Source organism: Treponema sp. OMZ 799, assembly GCF_024181365.1.
In the GTDB taxonomy this organism is placed as follows: domain Bacteria; phylum Spirochaetota; class Spirochaetia; order Treponematales; family Treponemataceae; genus Treponema_B.
Map to the genome: position 1 here is coordinate 53,322 of NZ_CP051301.1, position 26,031 is coordinate 79,352.

Below are 26,031 nucleotides of genomic sequence, written 5' to 3' on the forward strand. Positions count from 1 at the left end.
TCCATAAAAATAAAACTAATCTTGATTTATAAAATTTCTTAAAATCTCTTTTAGATTTAAATTTACGGCATTGTTTATAAATTTAAAAATATCGTCTTCCTGCATTTTATTTAAGGTCTTAAAAAAGGTAAGAGGATTTTTTAATTCGTTTATGTTCTTCAAGCCTGCGGCTTCAAGAGAATAATCCGCAAGTCCGCCGTAATTTTCAAATTTCCAGTCTTCCGTCATACTAAAAAGAGCCCTGCCCTTTTTATCGAAAAATACGGAATAATTTTTTTTGTCATCAGGGTTATATTTATTTTTTACATTTCCGTTCCATCTTAACGGGAAACAATCCGCATCAAATCCGGCTTCCTTTACCTTTTCACGAATTGCTTTTTCTATACCGTCGGAAACAACTATAATTTGAAATTGATCTTTTAAACCGGCATTTTCGGATGCCTTTTTATAATAAGAAGCGGCTTTTTTATAGGCGGCCGATTTTAAGGCATCGCTGTCATCCGCAAAAATAAGCCATGTTACGGTGTACCCTCGTAAATCTTCATCCTTGATCTGTTTGATTATTTCAGTTTCTTTAGCTAAAGAATCCATAAGCTCGCATCCCGTCAAAATAAATGCAAGAACTGCCATAAAAAACACAATTTTAATTTTTTTCATTTTCACCTCTGATTAACTAAGATAACACTAAAAAGAATGTTTTTCAATAGGCTTACAATTAAAAAGAGCCTTGCTATTCCATACAAAATATTATATAATACTAAACTATGAAAGGGAAAAGAGAGTATTCGAATATTAAAACTTTTGATAAGCATGTCAAACTACTTGACAAAACCGAAAGCAAACCCATAATCACTCAGCACTCAGCACTCTTTTAGATAAACCGCAAAGAATAATTAAGAAACACCTTACAAATTCCTCCTCACATTCCTTAACACCATTGTGCTCTCTGCGGCTAAATTTAAACAATCACACACAGGATATAATTTTCTCACATCGTTTAATAAAACCGCAAGAGGCACAAAAAGTGCCAAGGATTATAAAGGAATATCATACAAAGACTACCTTAAAATTCTTTGCGAAGTTGAGCGTAAACTCAACGCTTCGCACCCTTAGCAGTTAAATAAAAAAATAAATTAAAAAGGAAGGAAAGAGGAATGAAGCAAAGTAAAAGGAAATCATTTTTTGGGGCAGTAAATCTTACTGCATTGGTATTGGCAGCCGGGCTGCTGATGGGATTATTGACCGGTCTGTTGACAGGGCTGTTGACCGGCTGTAAGCCTAAGGTTGATCCTAGATATAATTACACGGTAGAACACTTGCAGCAAAATATCGGTAACGATGAGTACACCGTGTACGAGAGGGAAATCTTAAGCGGTAAGGCAGGCGAAACCACCTCTGCGAAGGCCAAAGCCTATGAGGGCTTTACGGTGCAAGATTTTAGCCAAACCTCAATAAATGCAGACGGGTCTACGGTAGTGCAGATTAAGTATAACAGAAACGAAATTACCATTACACTTGATTTACAAGGCGGAAGTACTACTACAACTCTTATAGATGATAATAAGCTAAAGGGCAGATACGGAGCAGATATAAATCTTGTTGAGCCGACAAAGACTGAACATATTTTTTGGTACTGGGAGCCGGAACTTCCTTCAACCTTTCCTGTTCAAGATGCAGAATACAAGGCCTTCTGGAATAAAAACTTCCACATTACCATAAAAGGTGATGAAAGAACAGAAATATCTCAAGAAAACTTCATCGAAATTCCCATTACCGAAACCAAAAAATGGGCAGACATAAAAGCTCAAGTAGAAGCTAAGGTAAACTTAAAACCCGAATGGCAGGGCGGCGATTATGAGGTTTACGAATGGAGACTTGACAATGAAAACGGAGCAAAACTGACCGACGGCTACCAGATAGACAAGCACATAACCGTATACGCCGTAACCAACTATGCCAAAGCCAAATTTAATATCGTAGGCGATAAAATCAAACTTATAGACAAGAAAGGCTATAGCGGAGCAAAACCCAAAGGCAAAATAATAATCCCCGACGGTATTACCGAAATAGAAGAAGGCGACAACCAGGATAAGGGAGCCTTTAGAGATTGTAGCGGAATAACTTCCGTAAAGTTACCTCAAAGCCTTACCCAAATAGGCGGCTATGCTTTTAACGACTGTACGGGCTTAACAAGCATAGACCTATCTTCTTGCACAAACCTGGGTACAATAGGATGGGAAGCTTTTAAAGGCTGTGAGGACTTAAAAAGCATAAACTTACCCGCAAACCTGACTACAATAGACAAGTTTGCTTTTGAAAACTGCAAGGGCTTAACGAGTGCGGTCTTTGCAGATACCAACGGCTGGGCTGTGAATGCGTATGAGGACGATTCCGCACCCATAAATGAAGAAGAATTGAAAGACCCCAAAACAGCGGCTAGTTTTTTAAGCAGAAAGTATTTCATGAAATACTGGAAGAAAAACTAAAATAAATTAGGAATTATAAATGCTTAATTAGGAATTGACTTAATTCTTAATTAAGCATTGTAAATTGAATATTTTAAGGAGAAAAAGAATGAGTGAAGGAACTAACTTATCGGTTGAAAACTACATACAAAAAATGCAAATGCCGATCTGCACTTATGTAATATTTATGCTTTTAAGTCTTTTTGCGATTGGACTGTTAATTTTTTTATGGTTAATTGTTTACCCTTTAGGCAATCAATATGTATTTATCATAACTTCACTTTTTATAGGTATTACTATAGTTTTTATTATTGCTTTTACCGTAATCAACCTTATATTTTCAGAAGATAATCGCAAAAAAGCCCTATTAACATACGCCTATGATGAGGCTCTCGAAAAATTAAAAGACGATAGGGATAAACATATGGTAAATACACCTAAAGGAGATATGGACTTAAAAACAACCAAAAATCCTACACCAACCGAAGAGATTATAACTATGAATAGGTATTATAAAAAACAGCTTACCAAAATATTCGAAACTTATTGTCAAAACATCACTTCAAAATAAGGAGACTTTTATGACCGATACATCAAAGGACGAACAAAAAGACAGACCCACAGCAAAGGACATTTACGATTATCTTTGGCACGGGAGGGATTTTGAGCTTGAACACCTTTGGCAAAGGTCTGTTTTCCTTGGTGCTTTTTTACTCGGCATTGCAAGCGTCTATGCTTTTTATGTAAAAGACATCTTTATTCCGCATTTAAGCCCAAATCAAATTACTGTAACACTTAATGCGGACAAAAAAGAGGCAGAAGGTTCAACGGAGTATACACTAATCATAAACCCGAACAACAACCCCGAAACTAAAACTTCAATTAAAAAAGATAAGTCTTTTTCGCTACTTTTTACATTCGGTGCGGTTCCGATCCTCATTTCCCTTTTAGGTATAATCTTTTCGGTGCTTTGGATTATTATGGGCAAGGGCTCAAAGGCTTGGTACGAAATCTACGAAAGCAACTTGGCAAAAATGAGCAGTAACCCCCGATTCTGGAAAAGTGAAGACGAAGCCGAAGGCAAATCCGAGCTCGATAAAATCTTTTGCAATAAAACCACCGGACGATACAGCGAATATGTTTTTGGGCGTCTTAAAAATTGCCACGGCGACCCCATAGACAAAAGCCTTTTTTCTACTGCCGGAGGCTCTTTTTCGGTTTCTAAGGTCAATATAATGATAGGTATAATAAGCCTCAAGTTTTTTATCCTCGCCCTATTTTTCCACATTTATTGGCTCTGTAAAACCATCTTTGCCGACCCTTGGCCGCCCATCCTCATCAGCTTTCCCACAGCAATCTTACTCCTCATTTTGCTTATTTACCGCTTAAAGAAAAAACTCGGCTCATCGTATCTTGATAATTAATTTAAAGGTTTTCTATTTCTTCTTGGCTTAGACCCGATATTGTGCAAATATCATCAATGGGATAATTCATACCCTTCATCATTTTTGCCGTTTCAAGCTTGTTTTGGTAAACTCCTTGAGATATACCCTGAGATATTCCTTCAGCAAAGGCTATTTCTCTCTCTTCTGCTCGTTGTACAGCTATATCTGTTTCATAATCATATTCGGCTAGTAACATATTCAACACCTCCTTAGTCTTACGCTTTAGATAGTCTCTCAAAATATTGTTTTGTATACATTCTTCAATCGCTTTTTCAAAGCCGTTTTTAGGGTCTGCCTTTTTCCATCTCCGCACTGTTTCTACAAATACTGTGTATTCATACATCGTCTTGCAGTTTTCAAGTATCGGATGACTGTTTTGCTTATTTATGTTTATTATCTTAACGGTCAGCTCAAGATTAGTTTCTGTTGCTTTTTCTATAAAAGCATCTGATAGTTTTAATGTTTTATCGGAAGGATAGTGTTCCTCTCCATTGTAAAAGACATAAAATTCAGGTCTTGGAATTTTTAGGAGTTTACGGCTGTATTTTTCTTTTGACTCGAAAAGAGTTTCATAAAGGCGGCTTATGTATTCAAGACAACGTAAAGGCATATTTGGGTTGATTGTCGATTGATGCTCTGCTAAAACTATGATTTTGTTATCTACAAGGTAGGAGACATCATTATAAAATGACATATATAAAACTTGATCAAGCCTGACATTTTTCAGCTGTTCCGTATCTTTGAGTTCGGTATTATGCAAGGCATTGTAAAGAGATAAAAAGTTTTCTTTTGCTTTTTCGTCTTCACTGAATAAATCGACGAAGACTGAATCTTTATATTTTCTGTTTGAAATACTCATAGCCTTTCCCTCACATTTTAATTATACACCTTTTTGTTTGAAAAATCCAGTATAAGCTGTGGGGGAAATTTGAGCTAGGGCAATCATGAAACTTGACAAGTTTCTCTCATTACCCACTACCAATTACCAATTAAAAACGCCTGTCTGCCGTAAGAGCTTCACACCATTTTTGCATACAGATACCGAAGGCAACGCTCACATTTATCGAGGCCTTTATTCCGTACATGGGAATTGTGATAACCCGTCCTTCGGCTTTTTTTATAGCTTCGGGGCTGACCCCCAATTCTTCCGAGCCTATCACAACAATTCCTTTTTTGGGGAAGTCAAACTTCGAAATATCCGTTCCGCCCGTTTCAAGCACAATCAGAGGAAGGTCAGGAAGGCTTTCAAGCCCGGCTCTTTCCCATGGAAGATATTCGGTGCAGCCCATTGCCGTTCTTTTAGCCTTGGGGTTGTCAGGAGAAACGCAGTCGTGAGATAAAAAAACTTTTTCGACCCCGAAGGATTCGGCTGTTCTAAAAATCGAGCCTATGTTAAAAGGGGTGCGTATGTCTTCGGCATAGACATAGACTCCTTCAAAAAAAGTCCGCCTGAAATTTGCAATTTCATCGGCACCGGAATTAGGCAAAATCAAATCCCACTCCGCAGGAGCCGTATCAAGTTTTTTGTAAAGTTCATACCGTACAAAATTGATAATTTTTCTTTTATCGTTTTCTTGCGGATTTTCAATCCAGTTTTGAATTTTTATTGCAGAGGAAGGTTCTAAATCTTCTAAAATGATTTTTAAAAGAGAACGCAGATAAAAAGCATCAAGAAATTCGTCAGCCTTGTTTTGCACAAGGGCAGCTTCAGCCGATTCCAAGATACGCAATATTTTACGGCATCTTTGTTTTTGCGGTAAGTTATAAAGCTTAAAAATCTCGGGCATCTTAGAAGGCTTGTTTTATAATTTCAAAAATATCGTGATTTGCAAGAGGCCTTGGACTGTAGTTCATAAAACTCAAACGGGCGGCATCCTCTGCAACAGGCACAAGGGATTCTATAGTTAAATCTATGTCTTTTAAACGTATAGGTAAATTGGCCTCGGCAAGTCTTCTTCTAATTTCTTCAATACCTCGTTTTGCAACCTCGGCTGCATCTCCGCCTTCAAGCATGGTTTCGCCTAACATTCTCGCAACGGCAACAGTCTTTGAAAGACTTGAAGAAATGGCATCATTAACAACATGGGGGAACAATATACTCGAAATAAGCGGGCTTGCTATTCTGTATCGTCCTCCGGCAGCAAGAGCTATAGCTGTTCCAAGTCCCGGGGCGGAAGCCGCAATTCCTATAGCCGAAAGGCAGGCAGCTTGCGCCACAAGTTCCTCTCTGGGCATGCCTACCAATTTTTCATGCTGAGGGTCAAGGGAAATTAAAAATATCTCGACAGCCTTACCCAAAATTGTCTCCGAAAAAAAGCTTCCCCGTGTCGAAACATAGGCCTCAAAGGTAGAACACAGGCCTGCAAAAATCATTGAAGTCATTGCGTTTGGAGCAAGCCCTGCATAGGTATTTGAATCGAAAATTACAAGGTCGCATAGGTCTTCTTTTATCTTTAATAAATTTATGGTTCTATTTCGTGAATCGACGATGAAGCTTGAATTTCCGAACAAAAAGGGGTCACTGCAGCTTGTAGGAATTTGAACAAGAGGTAAGGCTTCTGCCGTGATAGGCTCTCCTTCAATATATCTGTATACGGGTTTATCTTCATTATAAAGAGCCGCTATAGCCCGCCCTATGGCACAGGCAGTCATATCTCCGCAGGCAATTACTCCCCTTATATGAGCCCCTCTGGCTAATGAAAGTGCCCTTTCTATAACCTCAGAATCGGCTGTCTGCTCAAAACCGTTAAAAATAAAAAGGGATATATGCTTTTCTTCAAGAGATTTTCGAATCTTATCGAGCAAGCCCATATCTTCAAAAAACGGATCTACTACAAACATAAAATTATTACCGAATTTTATGACTTCTTCACCGATGCGGGCAAGAGAATAGTTACCTAAAATAACCTTTGATGAAAGTTTAAATACAAAATCTGCCATCTTTTCAAATTCCTCTACAGAATAAATTTTCGGCATATTTTTTTTAAACTTGAATTTTAATTCCTGCCTTGAAAAATATAGCATTTTTGTTTATAATGACAGAAAACCCTAGGTCATTATGGAGGGGACTATGACTACAGGTACTATAGTTACTTTAATGCGTGAAGGCGTAGGTATCATACTGATGCTTTCCGCACCCATCTTAGTTGCAGCTCTTTTAGTAGGCTTAATTGTTGCAATCTTTCAGGCGACTACTTCTATACAGGAACAGACGCTGACCTTTGTTCCTAAAATTTTAACTATTTTAGGAATGATTGCCCTTTTGGCAACTTGGATGATTACGGTGTTAAGGGAATATTTTGTTTCTTTAATGAATTTAATTCCTCAACTGGTAAGATAAGGGTCATTCCATAAAATAAATGCAGCCCTTTGATTTTATCCTAAATAAAGAACCTATTTTTTTACTCGCAGCAGTCCGAATTTTTGCCATGCTGATGACATCTCCCCTAATGTCGATGCGCAATGTTTCACGAATCGCAAAAGTTGCTCTTGCGGGTTTAACTGCATTTATGGTAACCCCCTATGCCTATCCCAACTTCGGAAATCTAAATGCCTTCAGTCTTGAGTATCTTCTTTTACTTTTAGGAGAAGGGCTCATCGGCGTGTTAACAGGCTTTTTTATAAGCATCTTGTTTTCTACATTCAGCACTGCAGGGCAGTTTTTTTCGTTTCAGATGGGTTTCGGAGCTTCAGGAGTTTTTGATGCTCTTGCACAAGTTGAAAACCCCTTGATAGGTCAATATTTTAACTTTATTGCAGTCCTTATTTTTTTACGCATAAACGGTTTCCAGCGCCTTTTTTTAGGCGGAATAATGAAGAGCATCGAACATGTCAACTGCTTTATGTTTTTAGAAAGACAGGATGTGCTTTCAACCTATCTTTTAGGGGCAGTTGGAAATCTTTTTTTTAATGCGATGATAATTGCCTTGCCTGTTATGGGAACCCTTATTTTAATTCACATAACCATGGGACTTTTAACAAAGGCGGCCCCTCAAATGAACCTTTTATCTGAAGGCTTCCCAATTACTATTTTAACCGCATTTTTTATTTTGACCATTGCTCTGCCTTTTTTTATAAACACCTTTGAAATTATGTTGGAAAAAGGCTTTTCGGATTTTTGGCGGCTTTTAGACAGTTTGAGAGGTACTAAATGATATCCGGAAAATCATCCATCCTTTACCAAAGATATTTTTCGCAAGAAGAACTCCTCCTCAATAAGACAATAGGCTTGCAGTGGTTTGCTGCCGAAGATGAAGGCAGAACTGAAGACCCGACCGAATATAAGATACGCAAAGCCAGGGAAGAAGGAAGGGTTGCAAAAAGTCAGGATCTAAATGCTGCGATGGTGGTGCTGCTTCCCGTAATTACTCTTATAATAATGGGCCCCTACATATTTAAATCCTTAATGCAGGTCATCTCCTTCTTTTTTGAACGCTGTACAACAGAGGACGTTTTAAACGGAGCATGGTTCGGGATCTTTGTTTCGTATTTTTTTAGAACAGTTTTCCCGATAACGGCAGTGGCCTTAATTTCAGGCGTTTTAGGAAATATTATTCAAAACAGAGGCTTTTTATTTTCGACAAAACCGATTACGCCCGATTTTAAAAGAATCACACCCAACTTTGCAAGGTTCTTTAAAAGGGCACTGTTTTCTGCAGAAGGACTTTTTAACCTGGCAAAATCGCTTTTTAAGGTTGTCATCATAGGCTTTATAGGCTATCTTGTTATAAAAAACAATATTACAAAGATGATAGCCCTGCTTCAATCCGATTTTACTAATTCGATAATCTTTATAGCAAAAACGGCAGCTCAAATATTGGTCTACGCATCCATCGCTCTGGTTCTTTTAAGTATTCCGGATTACTTTTTTCAAAAACGGCAATTTTCAGAATCTTTAAAAATGTCAAAAACAGAAGTTACCGATGAGTACAAGGAATTGGAAGGAGACCCGATGGTAAAGGCCCAGATAAACAGGCAGATGCAGGCAATCTTGCAAAAAACCGGTATAAAAAATGTTCCGGATGCAGATGTCGTTATTACAAACCCGACCCACTATGCTGTCGCTCTTCAATGGAAACAAGGGCTTATGCCTGCTCCCATGGTTATATCGAAGGGAGTTGATGCAACAGCTCAAAATATAAAAAGGATTGCCAAAGAAAACAATATTCCCACAATCGAAAATGTTCCCTTGGCGCGAGCCCTTTATGCAAACGTCGATTTAGGACAGATAATTCCAAGCGAGTACTATCAATCGCTTTCAATTATTTTCTTAAAAATTTACTCTATGAAAGAAAAAGAAATGTTAAGGAAAAGATGGAGGTAAAACGATAAATGGCCGAAAACAGATTTTTTAAGGAAGTACCAAATTCCTTGGTAGCCATAGGAGCTATCATGGTAATATTTGTAATTATTATTCCTCTGCCTACAGCTCTTTTGGACTTTTTTATGGCACTGAATCTTATATTCAGCTTGATAATACTGCTCATAGTCTTGTTTGTAGATAAGCCTACCGAATTTACGGTTTTTCCTTCATTGCTCTTAGTCTCCACAATATTCGGGCTTGCTCTCAACGTTTCATCTACAAGATTGATTTTGACATATGGAGAAGCCTTTGACGGAAAGATGATAGCAGCCTTCAGCAAATTTGTTATAGGCTCTTCAGGAAATCAGGGCTTGGTCATAGGTTTTGTAGTTTTTATTATCTTGATTGCAGTCCAAGCCTTTGTAATCACAAAGGGTGCAACAAGAATCGCTGAGGTTGCAGCCCGTTTTGCCTTAGACTTCAATAACACGAGGAGCATGTCTATAGAGGCAGAGTACAATGCCGGCGTTATCACTGAAGCTGAAGCTCGAAAGAAAAAAGAAGACCTGCAAAGATCTACCGATTTTTACGGGGCTATGGACGGTGCAAGTAAATTCGTTTCAGGAAACGTAAAAATAGGTATCTTTATAACGGTTTTAAATATTGTAGCCGGTTTAATTGTAGGTATCATCTTTAGACAAGAAGCCTTCGGCAAGGCATTGCAGATGTACACAAGGTTTACAATAGGTGACGGACTTTTAGCCCAGCTCCCTTCTCTTTTTATATCGGTTGCAACAGGTCTTGTAGTAACCCGCTCAGCTTCGACAGGTTCTTTCGGAAAGGACATAACAGATCAATTTGCACGCAATTCGACTGTTTATTACATAGCCGCTGTTACCTTGACCGTAATGGCCGTTTTACCCGGCTTCCCGTCAATAATCTTAATCCTAATAGCACTAAGCCTTGCCTTCTTAGGCTGGCGCTTGCAGACAACAAGGGTAACAAGGGCTCAAAAAGAACAGGCAGCCAAAGAGGCTCAAGCTGCATCGGAAAAGGCGGCAAAAACCGAAACGGATGATACCAAGGCTGTAAGCCCCTATGACGATCTATCCTTACAGTTCGGATACGGCCTTATTCCTCTGGTCGATGAAAAAAGAGGCTCCGATCTTGTGCCCAGAGTAAAACGAATACGAAAAGAAATAGCCCTCGAAACAGGCCTTGTAATGCCGGTTATCAGAATGATGGATGCTATGAATCTTCCCCCCGATGAATATTGTATCACGATACAGGGGGCCGAGGTAGCAAGATCAAAGATAAGAATGGGCGCATACCTCGCGGTAAACCCGGGAAACGTTCAAGATGAAATACCGGGCGAGCCTACCTTAGATCCGGCCTTCGGCCTCCCGGCTATCTGGATTTCGGAAGCAAACCAAGCCGCCGCCGAAAGGGCAGGATACACGGTAATAGATCCGCCTTCGATAATAGCAACTCATTTAACTCAGGTTATAAAAACACATGCAGACGATATCCTTTCAAGGCAGATGGTAAGCAACATCTTGGATTCCGCAAAAAAACTAAACCCAATCGTAGTTGATGAAATTCAATCAAACGACAAGCTGACATTGGGTGACTTACAAACCGTATTTAAGTGCCTCCTTAGGGAAAATGTTTCCATACGCAACACAACTGCCATCCTTGAGACCATAGCAGACTATAGACGCATAACCGGAGACATGTATATAATCGCCGAAAAAGTCAGACAAAGACTTGGCAGACAGATTGTTCAGCAATACTTGGGAGAAGACAAGGCCCTGCGGGCTTTTATGGTAGATTCAGCCTTTTTCCAAACCGTTTTGGCAAGCCGTATTGACACCCTGACCGGGCCTCAGCCTGCAATCGACATTGAATCTAAAAAAGCATGGCTTAGGGCAGTTCAAACTGCATACAACAACTTTAATGCCCAATTTGTAGGCATCGCAGTCATCCTTGTTCCCGAAGAAGGCCGCCTCCTAATAAAGAGACTCCTCGAATACGAAATGCCCATGGTTCCTGTCTTATCCGTCCCCGAAATTCCAAAGGATGTTTCGGTCATCGGTATGGGAAACATAACACCCGAAATTCAATAATGATTGACTTTTTTCTTAAATGATGTTAGAATAGCTCCATGATATTTCCATTAGAAGAACTCATCGAGTTTGATGACAATATTTACGAGATTACATGCGCATCGACAAGAAGGGCCTATCAACTGGCTAAAATTCAAGATCCCAATGTCGAAAAAAGCGGAGACAAGGTTGTTTCAGCCGGAGCAAAGCAGATTTTTACCGGCGAGGTAAATTATCAGGTAGAACGGCACCCGGAATTCAACTAAAATTTCAGCTTTAAAAGTTTGCGTGTTCCTGTATTGATTTTTTTCGGAGCAACGGCTTCGGGGAAAACAAGCTTAGCTTCCGAAATATTTTCTTATAAACATTCAAAAGATTTCTCAAAAGAAGGCGAAATTTCGGCTCTTTCATCTTGTGCCGAAATTATAAGCGCCGACTCGGTTCAGGTGTATAGGCACCTGCATATCGGCTCGGCTTCCCCTTCAAAAGAAGAATTGGAAGACCTCCCTCATCATTTAATCGCCGTAAAAGAGCCCTCAGAAGAATTTTCGACGGCCGACTTTGTAAGGGAGGCCGATAAGCTTTGTCCCGAAATATATGCGAGGGGAAAACTTCCGGTCTTGATGGGAGGCACGGCCTTTTTCTTAAAGAATTTTATCTATGGGCTTCCCGTTACTCCGACAGCCGACCCTAAAATCCGGGATCACTTTCAAAAACGCGCAAGGGAAGAGGGTGCAGCCGTCCTTTTGAATGAGCTAAAAACAATAGATCCTGTCTCGGCCCAAAGGCTTCATGTCCATGACGAATACAGAATAGTAAGAGCTCACGAGGTTTTTGCCGCCTCAGGAAGGCCTTTAAGTTCTTTTGCCCTCCCAGAAACCCCAAGAAAAGAATACGCGTTTTTTATCTTAAGTATTGAAAGAACCCGCTCTCTTCTATACGAAAGAATCGAGAAAAGGGTCGATGCAATGTTTGCCGAGGGGCTCTATGATGAGGTAAAAAAGCTTTACGAAATGGGTTATACGGGAGAAAGCCCAGGGCTCAAAGCCATAGGCTACAGGGAATTCTTCGATGAAAACAACCGCTTAAAACCCGAATCGGCCTTGGAAGAAGTCTCGGCTCTTATAAAACGGAATACCAAGCACTACGCCAAGCGGCAGGAAACCTTTTTTAAGACCATCCCCGATGTTCACCGCTACTTTATAGAAGACGGAACCGAGATATTAAGGCTTTATAAGGATATTTGCGGGTTTTATAGGAAGATGCGACTATCTTAACTTAGTACGGCCGGTAAAAGTTTAAAACAATTCAAATGACAGCTTTACTCTTCCCCTTCTTCGGCTTCAGCCTCTTCTTCGGGAGGAGGTGTTTTTTCTTTTGCAGGCTTGGGAGCTTTCTTTTTGGTGACAAGACGCCTAGGCTTTTTCTTATAGCTCATTACATAAAAAATAAAGCTTAAAAGCAAGCCGCAAACGATAGTAACACCAATTACTATAGGAGAAAGGACAACATTTTTTACCACATAAAAAAAACCGGGTGAATTCATACTCTTTTATCGGAAAAACCTATAAAAAATTTTAGCGGCTTCTACGGTTGCTGCCTATCCAAATATTTCCTTTCGCCTAATTATACTATGTTTTTAGGAGATTGTTAAGTGTATAGGCAGTGACGACAACTTCTCATCTACGCAATATCCAAAATATCCGTATTGAGTAGGAAATCTTTCATATCCATAATGACAAAACCATCTTCATTTCTCCACGGTTTCTTGCGGCCGCTTATAATGATAATCTTCTTAAAAGAATCGGGAATGTTATGCAGTGAATAAAACTCTTGATTTTGTTTAGCTTCCGAATTGATGTCAAATGCAACTTGAATATAATATCGCCGGTTCCCCTGATTTGCCGCAAAGTCAACCTCCAGCTGCTTGCGGATACGCTTGCCCTCTTTGTCATATAGACCGTTCCGGCATCCGCATTATAGCTGCGAATCAATAACTCATTATAGACAATATTCTCCATGATATGAGTAGGCTGCTGCTGTCTGAAATTAAAACGAGCGTTTCGAAGTCCTAAATCCGTAAAGTAATATTTCATATTTGCTCCAATATACTTCCGTCCCTTAATATCATACCGGCTCGCCTTGGAAATCAAAAAGGCATCCGCCAAATGTTCAATATGGTTGGAAATCGTCTTATTGGTATAAATCATTTGATGCTCACTTGCAAAGGTATTGGCAATTTTCGTAGGATTGGTTGAAGCACCGATTACAGAGGCAAGCAAGTCAACCAAAACTCCAAGCTCATCCGCACTTTGAATCTTGTTTCTTTCAATCACATCTTTTAGATATACATTTGTAAAAATATTTTTTAGGTGATTCTCTTTATCCCTTTCACTCTTTATTTTTGTTCATTTGCACACTTTTTATTAACGATATTCTATCACAAATTACTGCCGATTTCAATATTCATTCCATTTTTATGTGTATATATACATTTCTTCGGAATCAAAAAAGGAAGTATCGGCTATTTGCTTTTACTTCTTTTTAGTGATTTTATTTAATTGCTTTAGTGCGGCAAACCGGGATTTGTCTAAAATACTTCGCATATCATCGAAGCTTGTTCATAGAAATTTTTTCCTACCGATTTATATTCTTCAGAAAAAAAGCTGTCATGAACATCTCTCCAATACCGATAGATCCTATCTTCCTCTCCTTCATGCCATGCATGTTCCGTTGTAATTAATTTATAAGGCATTATATCCACCATTCCGAGGTCAGTTCCCCTTCCTGAATCAATGGGTTTAAACTCTTTTCAGCCTCTATTACAAAATCATTTTTCTTCCGGGACATTTTTCAATATATATTTACTTACCAAATAACCGATAGAAGCAAGAACAATTCCAACACCCGCAAAAGAGGCCAAGGCAATAAAGTAGCCTGAAATCTTACTTGTATCAAACCATCCGCTGTATAATAAAGCCGGATAAACGGTACAAAGCATAGCTATAGTATGAAGAGTGATTTTTTTCTTAACGCTCCAAACATCATAGTCATATAATGCCGAAAACCCTGATACTGAAGCCGATATAATCGTAATTGCAACCATCATCCGAAATTGCTTAAGATCTCCGCTTTTATAAGTAAAATATGTGCCGATACCCATAATAATCAATAAGATGCCGCCTCTCAGCAGACCACTCCTAATCACTTTTCTTTTCAGTTTCATATGTTTCTCCCTTCTAAATAGATAGTTATTTTTAAGATAATCTCTTTTCTTATATCTTGCCGATTCATGTTATTTAAAACTACTGCTCTTCAGTATCCGTCATATTTCACACAACCATTCTGCGTTTCTCTAAACACTAAATATGCATCAGACAGCTTCTAATTTATATCATCACAATATAGTTACTTAAATAAGCAACTATAATATTAATTTCATCATAAAATACATTCATTGCACTTTCATCTTTTAACTTAATTTCTCTCATCTTCTTCCTTTCCATAATTATCATCAAAACTAATCACATCATTCGTAGTGCATTCAAGTGCCTTGCATATTCTCTCAAGGTTTTTGAATGTAATCGGCTTATTCTTTCCCATCTGTGCCATAACATTAGTGGTGAGTCCCGCCATTCTTATGACATCGACTTTCATCAGATCCTTTTTTATTAGTTGTATCCATAACGGTTTATAATTAAGTGCCATCGTTCATTCTACTATCTGCATAAACTTTATCAATTATACCATATAAATTGAATAAACTCAATCTAATGTTCTCGAATTTAAGTTTTGCAAACCTTGTTTCACTTGTTATTCCGTCTTTATTCTGCCATTAAATGCTTTACGCCTTGGCTCTTTCCTTGAAGTAGCCGAACACATGGATAAAATCGCCTTTCTTAAAGTTCCTTGCCATCTCACTTTTTTCGCCATACACCGAGCATTTGGTGTATTCCTTACCACCTCCGTACTTCTTCACCAAAGTGAAGTTTGCCACCTTTACCTCTTCGCCATCTTTTTCAAATGAGCTAAACACCGGTTCTTCCACAAGACTGGCATTGATGTTAATCATTTTTTCTTTGTCCATTTCCTTATCCTTTCTTATTTTGAGTAAAAAAATAGACGATAGGATTCCTCTCTATCGCCCTAACTACTTGCTTATTCTGATTATTTCCACCGATATAGTGGGAGATCGGTTCCTTATTGTCATCTTTTCCTCCTTCATTTTAAGCATCAAAAAAGGAAGTATCGGCTATTTGCTTTTACTTCCTCTCTATAATTTTATTTAATTGTTTTACTTCGACAAACTGGGATTTATCTATGATTATAAGTATTGAATTTTTTTAAGTTAGTCCAAACAAATTTCTATTTTAATTCTATCCGGATCCTCAAAATAAACTGCATAATGTTCATTCCCACCGGCATTTGGATATTTATTATCATATAGCAAAACTATATTTCTCTGAATAAGCAACTTCCTAATTTGATCGATTTCATCCTTGCTATGACACCGAAAAGCAAGATGATTTAATCCGATACTGCATCTATTGTATCCCTTAATTAGATACTTTTCTTTTGCCTGCACAAAGACAATATAAAATCCATCCTTTTTATAAGAAAATCCGTCTTCCCATTCCTGAAACAACTTAAAGCCTAAAATGCTAAGTATCCAAGAATAGAATTCCTTGCTTTTGTCTAAATTACTTACATAAATCTCAATATGATGCATCATATCACCTCAACAACTTCTATTTTGTCAATTTCTCATCCACCCCATTATATCACTTTTCCCATATTCTGTCAGTTAATCAAGTTGAATATTTGTTCTTGTAACTATTCTATGAATACTTTCCACCTACCGTTTCGTTTCCCATTTTCTCGAGCAATTAAGCCCTTTTCTTGCATTTCTATGGTTCTTGTCTTAATGGTTCTTTCTGATTTTCCAATAATACGAGCCAATTCTTTTTGTGTAATACTCGGATTTCTTATCAGCTCTTTCATAATAGCCAATTATTCTAAAGTGCAATTTTTGCACTTTGAAATATTTACATTTGCACTTTGATCAGCACTTTTGCCGTTATATTAAATATGCATATATCTGTTTTTCAGCTCATGTTCGGCATCCATCAAAAGATTTTCAAAAAACAATTCCAAGAACTCAGTTGTTGCATGGATACCATTCTGCAAATCATTATAATTTGCTCTAACTAAAGCATTTCTAAAATACCAAGAATTTTCTGCAAATGTTTCATTACTAAAATTAAAACCGGGAGTTATCTTTCCAACAGCCGAATCCATTTTTTCTGTCTATGCGCATAGAAGCATTTTGCCCACATCCATACAAAAATCGTCTTCCATCCTGCGCCAATCTCAACTTCATCACTATATGTAGTAGTGCCATCCTTGTTGTCTATCAATTGAATTCGATGATTCCACATAGGAACGTGTGTATTGCTTTCGTTTGTATATATCCCCTCTTTAGAAAACTCAATAACATTAATAGTATGAATCCCATAAGGAATTATGCCAAATATTTTGAATCTGAATGTTATTGTCTGCCCAGGATACCACTCTATATCATCACTTTTGGTTTGCGGTTCAAATGCTGCATAGGGTATTGCAATGCATTGCAAAGTAGAAAGATTTTTCAAAAGTGAATACACTCTATCAATTTCACATGGGAAGACGCTTTGTCTATATAGTGTTTTTGTTTTCATGCCGCTCCTTGCAAACTTCCAATTTATCAATTTTTCGTCCAATCCATTATATCACTTTTTCAATATTCTGTCAGTTAATCAAGTTAATATCATCGGTATCCGAAACTGTGTTTCCAACTATGCTTTAAGAAAATCTTCCATTAACAAAAAGTCTCTAATCCCAATATAGTAAATTCCATATTCATCATATCTCGGCACTATATTATCTTTAACAATGATTATTTTTTTAAAGGAGTCATCAATTCTTTTTAGAGAGTTTCTTTCTTGTTCTTTTTTCTCCTCACTATTGATAGCAAAGGCTGATTGAATATAACATCTAAGATTTCCTCGGTTGATAACAAAATCAACTTCTAACTGTACTCTTGTTGTTTTTCCATTTACATTTGGAAAATATTCCACTACTCCCACATCTACATTAAATCCTCGCCGTAATAAATCATTATAAATGATATTTTCCATAATGTGTGTTTTCTCAACTTGCCTAAAATTGAGTCTGGCATTTCTCAATCCAATATCAGCAAAATAGTATTTAAGCGGCGTAGAAAAGTATTTTGCTCCCTTAATATCATATCGCTTAGCAGCATACAAAATATATGCTTCTTCAAAATAAGATAAATATTTTGAAATGGTATTATTAGATATATTCATCTTCTTTTCAGAAGCAAATCTATTTGATAATTTAAGGGGATTTGTAAGGGAGCCTACTGCTGAAGATACAAAATCAAGTAAAACTTCTACGATTTCTTCGCTATTTTTTATCTGATTTCGTTCGATAATATCTTTAATATAGGTTTCTTCAAATAGGTTTTTTAAATAGTTGCTTTTTTCTTCAAATGTTTCAAGTTCAAGTATAAACGGCATCCCGCCGCAGAGTACATAATCTTCCCACGCTTTATCTTTATTTTCATAACAGCTGCTCATTTCAGCAAAGGATAAAGGATACATATGAATTTCATCTCCCCTATCTCTAAATTGTGTTAGAATATCTTTAGAAAGCATTTTTGAATTACTGCCGGTAACATATATATCAAGATTTTTCCGTTTCATCAGAGAAAGTAATGTATCAACAAAAGTAATTTTTTCTTCTTCGTCATCGATATGCGGATTTTTTACCGATTTTGAAAATTGTATCTCGTCAATAAAAATATAATACTGTTTATTATTATCGATTTTACTCTTGATATAGTCATTGAGCTTAAATGGATCTCTATACTGAATGTTTTCAATATCATCAAGTGCCATTTCAATAATTTGTTTTTTAGATATGCCGTTTTTCAATAAATAATTTTTGTATAGCTCAAACAACAAATATGATTTGCCGCATCGCCGTATCCCTGTAATTATCTTAATTCTTCCATTATCCTTTTTCTTAATAAGTTGATCCAGATATTGTTTTCTTTTTATAATCATACTATCACCAGTCCATATAAAATATTTTACGTGGCATACCACAGTTTTTATTCGTATATATTTTATCATTTTTAATGAGCCGTTTCAAGTATTTTAGTACTTGTTACATAGCAATCTTATTTAATTGTTTTACTTCGGCAAACGGGATTTATTGTACCCTTGTTGGAATAAAAACTGTGTTCTTTTCAAAAATACCGAATGCAAATCCAAATTTATAAAACAAAGGCATGTTTTCAAATGAATTAAAACTTGTCCTATTTACAAATTCATTTAAGGAAACTGTTTCAATATATCCGTATGGATTGACAATTATAACGCTGTCATTTCTTATATCCATTCCAACTACCAGCGAATAATGTAATGTCCATTCTTCATTGTGCTTTGCTGCCCATTCAAGTGGGACAGAAACACCATCTGCTAAACAGTCATATACTTTGTAAATCAACTCGCTATTAGTAAGATATTTGTACATTGTTGTCTGAAATTCGGGGAACTGCCGGTTAAACTCATCACAAAAAGCTTTCCCTGTGGAAGTCACGACTTTTCCATATTTTTTATAAAGATCTTCTTCCGTAAGTTTTCCGCCGTTCCATGCAGAAAACATTTCAATTACAGCATATCCGCAAGAAACATCCTGATTTATAACCTCTAGGCCCTCAACTAAAACCGGAGTCTGATACTTTTCATTATTTATAGCAATAGCATAGTCATCTTGGATTCTATTTGTTTTTACTGCCAACACTGTAAAAGCGATTCCGACAATAAAAACAGGAATGATAGTAAATAACAAGATAGCAATCAACGCTATTTTTCTATTATTTTTCTGCACCTCTTAGCCTCCGCAAATTATAATTTGGTTAATATCTTTTCCAATATTCTCTAAAATTTCAAATCCGGTTAATAAATAGTAACTAATACATTGCCGTTAACTTCGAGCACTTGCTTATAAAACTTTTTCATATTTTGAAAGCAGTCGATTAATTCCTCTTTTATTTCATCAGCCTCTTCTTCATAGCCCCAGATGTTCGGATATAAATCCGCTTTTTTGCATTCTTTCATACTGAATTTTTCTAAAGCTTTTTCTATATCAAAATTATCGAGAGCTGAAACAATATCAGCAATTCTGGTTTTTTCTGTATAAGCTATAAACTCTTCTACATCATCAAGAGAAGATACACCAACGACCGCTTCACTAAGAGGGTCATTTTCTATCGGCTTGCCGCTATCCACTCCGGTAAGCAGAAAATGAAGTGCATCCCACATCTTATCTATATCGAGTAATATCTCTGCATTTTCATTCCAATCTTCTGCAGTCTCAAAGATTTCATCTTCTTCTGCATTAAAAGATTTGAGTTCTTTTAAGTTTTCGTCACTTAAAAATTGATAATTTGCTCTTATTCCCATTTTTATTTCCTCCTAAACTTCTAATTTTTCAATTTTTCATTTAGTCCATTCTATCATTTTTTCCGTATTTTGTCAGCAATTGAACAAAAAAGGCTTTTATTTTGCAATATTAAAAGAAATTTGAAAAAAAACTAAAAAAAACTTGACTTTTAATCAAAAGAGGCTTAGAATGTATGCATGGAATTTAAAGATGCATTGAAACCCGATTCTGTAGATTTAAAGGATGTCATTACTCCTGAAACCATTAATCTGCACTTAAAAGGGACTACAAAAGAAGCTATTATTGATGAGTTACTTGATACGCTTGTAAAAGCCGGAAAAGTAAAGGACAAGGTTGCTACCAAGGCTTGTGTTATGGACAGGGAACGCAAGATGTCCACAGGTATGAAGCATGGTATCGCCATACCTCATGGAAAGACTGATTCAGTAAGCGATCTCGTTGCATGTATAGGCATCGCAGATAATCCGGTAGACTTTGATTCTCTTGATCAAGAACCGGCCCGAATATTTATTATGACTCTGTCACCCCTTGATAAGACAGGTCCTCACTTGCAATTCCTTGCACAGATAAGTTTGTTATTTAAAAGTGCAGAAAAAAGGGAAGAGCTTTTAAGGGCGGCAAGTGAACAAGCTGTAATCAAGCTTTTAATGGAAAGCGACGAAGAGTAACAGGTTAAAAAGCCTTAGATAATGGCCTATGCCTGCCCTGGCACAGGCCGTTATTTTTTGCTCAACTCGTTTTACGCTGTGAATATCTGAACCGGTTGACAAATCAGCTGATTTAACTCATATTATTACCATGCCCAAGAAAAAAGAAAATTTTTTCCAAAAATTATTAGGTTTGTTTATGTCCTCAGACAGTCCCGAGGCCTTAAAAAGGCGGAAATTGAAGGATATTGCAAAAAATATAGGAAAAACCAGATACGGCAAATGGTATAAATCGAGTTCTCAAGAGGTATTACCTCAAGCAGCACAGTTTTTTTACAGTATATATAAGGTAGTAGGCCCGGCACGGCCTCTTTTAGCCGGTGCTGCATCTTCAAAAGTACTAAAAAATGTTACCGTCGAAAATGCTCTCTCAGATAAGCAAAAAAAGTTACTTGAAACTCTATCCGAAGAGTCAATTATCGAACAATCAAAAACCGTTAATGCCGAGATCCTTGCCGAAAAGGTAAAAAAGGAATTAAAAACCTTTGTAGGGGAGCTTGATTCCAATCAAACGCAAAAAATCGACCTAAGCTATCAACATCTTGATGCCTTTATTCACTTTGTGCTTTTTGACTACTATTTTTTACTTCGAAAATTCGATTCTAACTTTGTCGAAAATAATTTCAACTACACTCCCAACTTTCAGGCAATAAGGGGAGAATATATTACCGAAGACTTAAAAGATTTTGCCTCGGTTTTTTATCAGCTGAGTATAGATACCGATTGGAATCTTATCTTCGATATAATAAAAACCTATAAAAATATTCAGCCGGTTCATGCAGGCCAATGGAAAAAGCTTTTAGGAGCCCTAAATGACCTCCGCCGCTCACGAGCTCTCGAATATATTATTCAACATATTACAGAAGATATAATTTACACGGTTGAAACCTCTCCATTTACCGAAAAAGTAACCGATACCTATGTTTCTCAAATTAAAACATCTACCCAAAATGTGATAAACAAGCTCATCGAGGAACAAAGATCTTCAAAGGTAGCGGTTTTGATAAGTAAAATATTCGGAGATCAAATAATTTCCGGGATGAAGAACTACACTGCGGACGCCAACAAGGCTTTTACAAAAAGAGGCTTGTCGGGATATAGCTATACCGAAGAACTGAGCTATCTAAAATCCTTTTTAATAGAATATGTAAAAACGGACGTCAGGGCTCTGTGCGACTTATTTTTAGTAAGGGGTAATTGGGGCAGCTTTGCAGGCACTACATCGGACTTTTCCAATAGTTTCCATGCAATAATTCAAATAACTTCCAAAACAATAGAGTTCGATGACAAACTTTCTGAAGTTTCCGATGTAGGGGTAAAATTCCGGACCCTTCTTTCCAGAATGGAAAGAGAAAAGGAAGCCGGAAGGCAGGCCGCAAAGCTTTTAAATGATGTAAACGAAACAGCCCTTAAGCTTATAAATATTTCACTAAAACACATAATAGTAATAGGCAATAACTTTAAAATAATAATAGCCGATTATGACAAGCCCCGACGGGAATTAATCCAAAACTGGAAAGAAATTGAACAACATTCTGAAAGGCCTGTAAGGGAGTGGCTTGTCGAGGCCTACAAAAAAATCTACGACTTTACCATGCTAATGCAGCTTTTTATCAAAAAAGAATAAAAAGCCGCTTCACAAAAATCTACATCCTATCTTAGTTTATATCATTGTTGTGGGCTGACCTGTAGCATCCAAAGCATCCCGCCACAAAGAGCTTTCAGGGTTAACATGCTTTCTTTCTGAGACTATTTGCTCAATCGGTAAGTGCACGAATTTATTGTTGACAAGCCCGATAAGTGTACGGGTTTTTCCTGACATAGCCGCATGAACAGCATTATTTCCCAACCGCTCGCAATAAACCGAATCGATGGGGGCTGCGATTGAAGACCGAATCTGATAGCTGGGATCAATGTATTTTAGGTTTATGTGCATTCCAATCTTATCAAAGTAATCGGTTATTTCTTTCTTCAAAAACAAACCGATATCAGCAAGCTTTTTATTTCCTGAGGCATCCGTTCCTTCTTCTATATTCATTAAGTGTTGACCGGCTCCTTCGGCTGCAACAATGAGGGCATAACCGTTTTCAACAAGCTTTTTTTCCAAAAGCTTTAAAAAGCCGTTCTCTCCGCCTAATTCAAAGCGGACTTCGGGGATAAGAACAAAGTGGGCCTCGTGGCAGGCGATGGCCGTATGTGTTGCTATAAACCCGGACTCTCTTCCCATGAGCTTTACCAAGCCTATACCGTTAATCTGGGAACTCGCTTCCATGTTGGCTGCTGCCACAGACTCCGTAGCCTTTGCAATAGCCGTATCGAAGCCGAAGGACTTTTGTATAAAGGAAAGATCATTATCTATCGTTTTGGGAATACCTATTACGGAAATTTTTAAGTAACGTCTTTCAATCTCTTTTGAAACTTCAAGAGCTCCTTTTTGCGTACCGTCTCCCCCGATAAAAAAGACCATATTGATATTCATCTGTTCAATTCCGTCTACTATTTCGGTTACTCTCGTTCCTCCGCCTCGGGACGTACCCAAAAAAGAGCCTCCCGTTTTGTGGATTCCGTTTACAACTTCAGGAGTTAATTGAATAGGGGAAAAGCCATATTCCGAAATAAAACCCTTGTAGCCGAATTTTATTCCGCTGATTCGGCGGACTCCGTATCTTGTCCAAAGACAGCGGACTATAGCCCTTATAACATCATTTATACCGGGGCATAGACCTCCGCAGGTAGCAATTGCTGCATGTACATAGTTAGGACTAAAATATATCTTTTGGCGGGGCCCGGCCTTTTCGATAAGATCGGCATGAGTAAGAGGCTCACCGACTTCACCCATTGAGGCCTCTAAATTATATCTTATAAATTCGTTATCGGTTACATAATTTGCAATCAGATCTCCGTGGGTTTCAGACAGCATAATAGGAGACTGTATTTTACATTCTCCCAATGAAGGAATGGAAAAGTCCGTTTTTTTCATGATAAACTCCTTTTTATTTAATCTTTCTCTTTAAAAGATAAATTGTTTCTTGTGTCAATTTATCTCCCTCTTTTATATTCATTCTTTTAAACATACCCTGAGGAACCTCAAGGGCATAGCGTACAGAATAGGTACTTTCAACCGTTTCCAAGCTATAAGGCATCATATCATATATTTCTTTAATCAGCCCTGAGCTGTCGATAAAAGCGATTGAAAGAGGGTGAGGAGTATTCTTCATCCAAAATCTGAGCTTTGCATCTTCTTTGTATAAAAAAATCATTCCTGTACCTTCAGGAATTACCTTCCGCTCCATAAAGCCCCTTTGCTGCTGGGCAGGTGTAATTGCAAGCTCTACGTTTATTTTTTCGATATTCGTTTTAACTGAATCTTCCGCTTTTGTTTCTTCGTTAGTTTCCTCACTTAAAATTTTTTCTATAAAGATATCTTGAGTCTCCATCTTATCTTGTCCGTCGCATGAAGAAAAAAAACAAAGCATCAAAACCGCTATTATGGCCTTTTTAAAAATCATTTATAAATTCCTCTCGTAAAATATCACTGTAGGCCTTATCGGTTTGACTTTTTTCTAAAAGTTCATTAAAGACCTTCAAATCAATGTATTTTATTGCCAAGGGGCGCTCTAAAATCATTGAGACTGTTTCATTTTTCCAGACAGCCCTCTTAGGGTCTATGCTTAAAGGCTCGCCGTATTTGGAGGTTAACGCTGAATACATCGAATAATAATCTATCTTGTCCGTATCCATCTGGATAATGATTATGTAAAGATTTTCCTCATAGAATTGAAACCAAGCCCTTTTAATATTACTTGAACCCTTTGTTTCAATAAGGCTGCGGTTTTTTCCCGGTAAAAGCGAAATATCCCTTTCACCCCTGTATCCGAATATAGAGTCTTTTAAAAGGGCTTCTTTAGCTGCATCCATACTCATGCCGAGACTTATTTCTCTATAACCGGCAGGAAGTTCAGCAAAAACCAAATCCGTCTCTTCAAGTTTTTTAGCTGCCTCATTTTTATTTTCGGGAGTTTTTTGTTCTAAACTTGCTTCTTGAGCAAAAACAGTACCAATAAGAATAAAAACTATATAAAAAAATAACTTTTTCATAACGTGTTTCCGTTCTACCAATATCCGCCGCTTTTTGCACGGGCATTTATACGGGATTTTTCAATTTCCTGCATCTTCTTAAAGTAGGCTGCCTGCTTTGAAAGCTCCAGCTCATCCGTTATGGAAATTTTTGACCCGTCACATCTTACTATCGGCTGTTTTAAAAATCGTGTAACTGCTTCAGATACCTCTTCTTTAGGTATGCCGCACATATTTGCCAATTCAACAGGGCCGAAGTTAAAGGTGTGATACTTGCCCTTTACAGGTTTAATTCTCGATTTTTCAAGCTGAATAGCAAGCATATCGTACATTTTTTCGACATGATCTTTTATAAGGGTGTTCGCAAGCTGTTTATACATTGCCCAGATTCTATCTGCAAAGGTTGTTGTAAGACGGGCAATCAACTGAGGCTGAGTTGATACCATTTGGTTAAAGTTTTGGCGGTTTACCGCTAAAAGCTGACATCCTTCTTCGGTAACGATAGCGCTTGCAGATCGGGGTTTATTTTCCAAAAGGGCCATTTCGCCGAACATATCGCCCTCTTTTAAAACGGCCAGCAGAACTTCATTGTTATCCAAAATCTTTGTGATTTTGACATGACCTTTTTGAATAATATACAATTCCGTTCCGGATTGACATTCACAAAAAATCATATGTTCTTTATCGTAGAGCCTTATCATTTGGTTTGTAGGAGGTTCAAGGACTTCCATGGGTATCTTAACCCCCATCGCCTTAATTGCCATAACCCTTTTTTGAGCTGCATCGGCAAATTCACCCTTGGGCTGGGCCTTCAAATAATGATAATATGCATAGAGGGCCAGATCAAATTTGGACATCCTCAAATAATATTCACCGATTGTAAAAAGATGTGAAATGCCTGTTACAACATTCCTTTTTAGGGTAATGCGGGTTAAAGCCTCATCCAAATAACGCATCTTTTTTGAAAAAGAATAAATTATCTTCATTGCAACGGAAGTATTCTTTTCGATTAGATAAGGAAACTGGCCGTATGGAACTGAAATTAAAAGCGCATCGGTCAAAGCAATAGCTGTTTCAATTTGAGTATGCCCCGACATACAGGAAACAACGCCTAAAAAGTCTCCGGGACCTAGAACATTGCCGCCTTCTTCTGCGACTACCTCATCTTCCTTTGCGACCTGCACTTTGCCGCTTTGTATAATATAAAAATGATCGGTATCCGACTTTCCTTCTATAAGAATATATGAGCCTTTTTTAAAATTCAAAAATGACAGCTGTAACAAGTTTTAACCTCTCATACCTTTGTGCATTGAAAAATAGAAACATTGCACATTTATAGTATATTTTGAAAAAGTCGAATTGTCAACCTACTTACCTAAAATACTTTATTAATTATCT

Annotated in this window: 32 protein-coding genes; 11 read left to right on the forward strand and 21 right to left on the reverse strand. The window is 37.5% G+C overall.

Going from position 1 to position 26,031, the window contains the following annotated elements; genetic code table 11:
• Positions 1–15: 15 nt before the first annotated feature.
• Positions 16–657, reverse strand: a complete 642-nt coding sequence (locus tag E4O04_RS00240) for a hypothetical protein (RefSeq protein ID WP_253686538.1) — start codon at positions 655–657, stop codon at positions 16–18.
• 497 nt (positions 658–1,154) lie between these two features.
• Between E4O04_RS00240 and E4O04_RS00245 the strand changes: the two genes are divergently transcribed.
• The 3 genes from E4O04_RS00245 to E4O04_RS00255 all read left to right on the forward strand — a co-directional run bounded on the left by E4O04_RS00245 (position 1,155) and on the right by E4O04_RS00255 (position 3,889).
• Complete coding sequence (locus E4O04_RS00245; protein WP_253708874.1) at positions 1,155–2,486, forward strand: leucine-rich repeat domain-containing protein; 1,332 nt, start codon at positions 1,155–1,157, stop codon at positions 2,484–2,486.
• 88 nt (positions 2,487–2,574) lie between these two features.
• Positions 2,575–3,036, forward strand: coding sequence for a hypothetical protein (locus E4O04_RS00250; protein ID WP_253708876.1), 462 nt, complete (start codon positions 2,575–2,577; stop codon positions 3,034–3,036).
• Positions 3,037–3,046: 10 nt separating this feature from the next.
• Entirely contained in the window at positions 3,047–3,889 is an 843-nt protein-coding gene (locus E4O04_RS00255; RefSeq protein ID WP_253708878.1) for a RipA family octameric membrane protein, read from the forward strand.
• Between the two features lies 1 nt (position 3,890).
• On the opposite strand, the gene E4O04_RS00260 is transcribed toward E4O04_RS00255, so the two are convergent.
• The 3 genes from E4O04_RS00260 to E4O04_RS00270 all read right to left on the reverse strand — a co-directional run bounded on the left by E4O04_RS00260 (position 3,891) and on the right by E4O04_RS00270 (position 6,850).
• The gene (locus tag E4O04_RS00260; RefSeq protein ID WP_253686530.1) at positions 3,891–4,769 is read right to left on the reverse strand and encodes an Rpn family recombination-promoting nuclease/putative transposase; all 879 of its coding nucleotides are present in this window, start codon (positions 4,767–4,769) and stop codon (positions 3,891–3,893) included.
• 130 nt (positions 4,770–4,899) lie between these two features.
• Positions 4,900–5,697: a TrmH family RNA methyltransferase gene (locus E4O04_RS00265; RefSeq protein ID WP_253708880.1), complete on the reverse strand. Its 798-nt coding sequence runs from the start codon at positions 5,695–5,697 to the stop codon at positions 4,900–4,902.
• A gap of 1 nt (position 5,698) precedes the next feature.
• Positions 5,699–6,850 (reverse strand): iron-containing alcohol dehydrogenase, encoded by a 1,152-nt coding sequence (locus E4O04_RS00270; protein WP_253686526.1) that lies wholly within the window; start codon positions 6,848–6,850, stop codon positions 5,699–5,701.
• Positions 6,851–6,980: 130 nt separating this feature from the next.
• Here E4O04_RS00270 and fliQ point away from each other — a divergent pair, with 130 nt between their 5' ends.
• The 6 genes from fliQ to miaA are packed head-to-tail and all read left to right on the forward strand — an operon-like array spanning position 6,981 to position 12,594.
• A complete protein-coding gene (fliQ, locus tag E4O04_RS00275; protein WP_253686524.1) occupies positions 6,981–7,250 on the forward strand; it encodes a flagellar biosynthesis protein FliQ in 270 nt (89 codons plus the stop codon).
• Positions 7,251–7,269: 19 nt separating this feature from the next.
• Entirely contained in the window at positions 7,270–8,064 is a 795-nt protein-coding gene (fliR, locus tag E4O04_RS00280) for a flagellar biosynthetic protein FliR (protein ID WP_253686523.1), read from the forward strand.
• Complete coding sequence (gene flhB, locus E4O04_RS00285) at positions 8,061–9,233, forward strand: flagellar biosynthesis protein FlhB (protein WP_253686521.1); 1,173 nt, start codon at positions 8,061–8,063, stop codon at positions 9,231–9,233. Before fliR ends, flhB begins: the two co-directional genes overlap by 4 nt.
• Before the next feature lie 8 nt (positions 9,234–9,241).
• Positions 9,242–11,338 carry a flagellar biosynthesis protein FlhA gene (gene flhA / locus E4O04_RS00290; RefSeq protein ID WP_253686519.1) on the forward strand — a complete coding sequence of 699 codons (2,097 nt, stop codon included), beginning with the start codon at positions 9,242–9,244 and terminating at the stop codon, positions 11,336–11,338.
• Positions 11,339–11,376: 38 nt separating this feature from the next.
• On the forward strand, positions 11,377–11,583 hold the full coding sequence (locus tag E4O04_RS00295; RefSeq protein ID WP_253686517.1) for a DNA-directed RNA polymerase subunit omega: 207 nt from the start codon (positions 11,377–11,379) through the stop codon (positions 11,581–11,583).
• 18 nt (positions 11,584–11,601) lie between these two features.
• Entirely contained in the window at positions 11,602–12,594 is a 993-nt protein-coding gene (gene miaA, locus E4O04_RS00300) for a tRNA (adenosine(37)-N6)-dimethylallyltransferase MiaA (RefSeq protein ID WP_253708882.1), read from the forward strand.
• Between the two features lie 44 nt (positions 12,595–12,638).
• Here the strand turns inward: miaA and E4O04_RS00305 are convergent, their stop codons facing one another.
• The 13 genes from E4O04_RS00305 to E4O04_RS00365 form a co-directional block, all read right to left on the reverse strand.
• Positions 12,639–12,863: a hypothetical protein gene (locus E4O04_RS00305; RefSeq protein ID WP_253708884.1), complete on the reverse strand. Its 225-nt coding sequence runs from the start codon at positions 12,861–12,863 to the stop codon at positions 12,639–12,641.
• A 232-nt stretch (positions 12,864–13,095) separates the two neighbouring features.
• A complete protein-coding gene (locus tag E4O04_RS00310; RefSeq protein ID WP_253677895.1) occupies positions 13,096–13,653 on the reverse strand; it encodes a DUF4143 domain-containing protein in 558 nt (185 codons plus the stop codon).
• Between the two features lie 254 nt (positions 13,654–13,907).
• Positions 13,908–14,072, reverse strand: coding sequence for an ASCH domain-containing protein (locus E4O04_RS00315; protein ID WP_253686511.1), 165 nt, complete (start codon positions 14,070–14,072; stop codon positions 13,908–13,910).
• 75 nt (positions 14,073–14,147) lie between these two features.
• Complete coding sequence (locus E4O04_RS00320; RefSeq protein WP_253677893.1) at positions 14,148–14,543, reverse strand: DUF3021 family protein; 396 nt, start codon at positions 14,541–14,543, stop codon at positions 14,148–14,150.
• 251 nt (positions 14,544–14,794) lie between these two features.
• Positions 14,795–15,025, reverse strand: a complete 231-nt coding sequence (locus tag E4O04_RS00325) for a helix-turn-helix domain-containing protein (protein ID WP_253677892.1) — start codon at positions 15,023–15,025, stop codon at positions 14,795–14,797.
• Positions 15,026–15,161: 136 nt separating this feature from the next.
• Positions 15,162–15,404 (reverse strand): single-stranded DNA-binding protein, encoded by a 243-nt coding sequence (locus tag E4O04_RS00330; RefSeq protein ID WP_371921932.1) that lies wholly within the window; start codon positions 15,402–15,404, stop codon positions 15,162–15,164.
• Between the two features lie 261 nt (positions 15,405–15,665).
• Positions 15,666–16,049 carry a VOC family protein gene (locus E4O04_RS00335; protein WP_253708886.1) on the reverse strand — a complete coding sequence of 128 codons (384 nt, stop codon included), beginning with the start codon at positions 16,047–16,049 and terminating at the stop codon, positions 15,666–15,668.
• Between the two features lie 101 nt (positions 16,050–16,150).
• Positions 16,151–16,318 (reverse strand): winged helix-turn-helix domain-containing protein, encoded by a 168-nt coding sequence (locus E4O04_RS00340; protein ID WP_253708887.1) that lies wholly within the window; start codon positions 16,316–16,318, stop codon positions 16,151–16,153.
• 81 nt (positions 16,319–16,399) lie between these two features.
• Positions 16,400–16,615, reverse strand: coding sequence for a hypothetical protein (locus E4O04_RS00345; RefSeq protein ID WP_253708889.1), 216 nt, complete (start codon positions 16,613–16,615; stop codon positions 16,400–16,402).
• A complete protein-coding gene (locus tag E4O04_RS00350; protein WP_253708891.1) occupies positions 16,591–17,034 on the reverse strand; it encodes an SRPBCC family protein in 444 nt (147 codons plus the stop codon). Before E4O04_RS00350 ends, E4O04_RS00345 begins: the two co-directional genes overlap by 25 nt.
• A gap of 117 nt (positions 17,035–17,151) precedes the next feature.
• Positions 17,152–18,444 carry an ATP-binding protein gene (locus E4O04_RS00355; RefSeq protein ID WP_253686502.1) on the reverse strand — a complete coding sequence of 431 codons (1,293 nt, stop codon included), beginning with the start codon at positions 18,442–18,444 and terminating at the stop codon, positions 17,152–17,154.
• Between the two features lie 148 nt (positions 18,445–18,592).
• Positions 18,593–19,273 carry a hypothetical protein gene (locus E4O04_RS00360; RefSeq protein WP_253708893.1) on the reverse strand — a complete coding sequence of 227 codons (681 nt, stop codon included), beginning with the start codon at positions 19,271–19,273 and terminating at the stop codon, positions 18,593–18,595.
• Between the two features lie 68 nt (positions 19,274–19,341).
• A complete protein-coding gene (locus E4O04_RS00365) occupies positions 19,342–19,848 on the reverse strand; it encodes a YfbM family protein (protein ID WP_253677852.1) in 507 nt (168 codons plus the stop codon).
• 177 nt (positions 19,849–20,025) lie between these two features.
• On the opposite strand from E4O04_RS00365, the gene E4O04_RS00370 reads away from it, so the two are divergent.
• A complete protein-coding gene (locus E4O04_RS00370; protein WP_253677851.1) occupies positions 20,026–20,517 on the forward strand; it encodes a PTS sugar transporter subunit IIA in 492 nt (163 codons plus the stop codon).
• 178 nt (positions 20,518–20,695) lie between these two features.
• On the forward strand, positions 20,696–22,183 hold the full coding sequence (locus E4O04_RS00375) for a DUF5312 family protein (RefSeq protein ID WP_371922301.1): 1,488 nt from the start codon (positions 20,696–20,698) through the stop codon (positions 22,181–22,183).
• A 36-nt stretch (positions 22,184–22,219) separates the two neighbouring features.
• Here E4O04_RS00375 and E4O04_RS00380 read toward each other — a convergent pair whose 3' ends face one another.
• From E4O04_RS00380 to E4O04_RS00395, 4 genes are read right to left on the reverse strand one after another with little or no spacing between them, the layout of a single operon-like run.
• A complete protein-coding gene (locus tag E4O04_RS00380; protein ID WP_253708899.1) occupies positions 22,220–23,536 on the reverse strand; it encodes an ATP-dependent 6-phosphofructokinase in 1,317 nt (438 codons plus the stop codon).
• A 13-nt stretch (positions 23,537–23,549) separates the two neighbouring features.
• Positions 23,550–24,065 carry a DUF192 domain-containing protein gene (locus tag E4O04_RS00385; RefSeq protein ID WP_253686493.1) on the reverse strand — a complete coding sequence of 172 codons (516 nt, stop codon included), beginning with the start codon at positions 24,063–24,065 and terminating at the stop codon, positions 23,550–23,552.
• A complete protein-coding gene (locus tag E4O04_RS00390) occupies positions 24,055–24,654 on the reverse strand; it encodes a hypothetical protein (protein WP_253708902.1) in 600 nt (199 codons plus the stop codon). Before E4O04_RS00390 ends, E4O04_RS00385 begins: the two co-directional genes overlap by 11 nt.
• 14 nt (positions 24,655–24,668) lie before the next feature.
• Positions 24,669–25,916 carry a Crp/Fnr family transcriptional regulator gene (locus E4O04_RS00395; protein WP_253708904.1) on the reverse strand — a complete coding sequence of 416 codons (1,248 nt, stop codon included), beginning with the start codon at positions 25,914–25,916 and terminating at the stop codon, positions 24,669–24,671.
• Positions 25,917–26,031 lie beyond the last annotated feature (115 nt).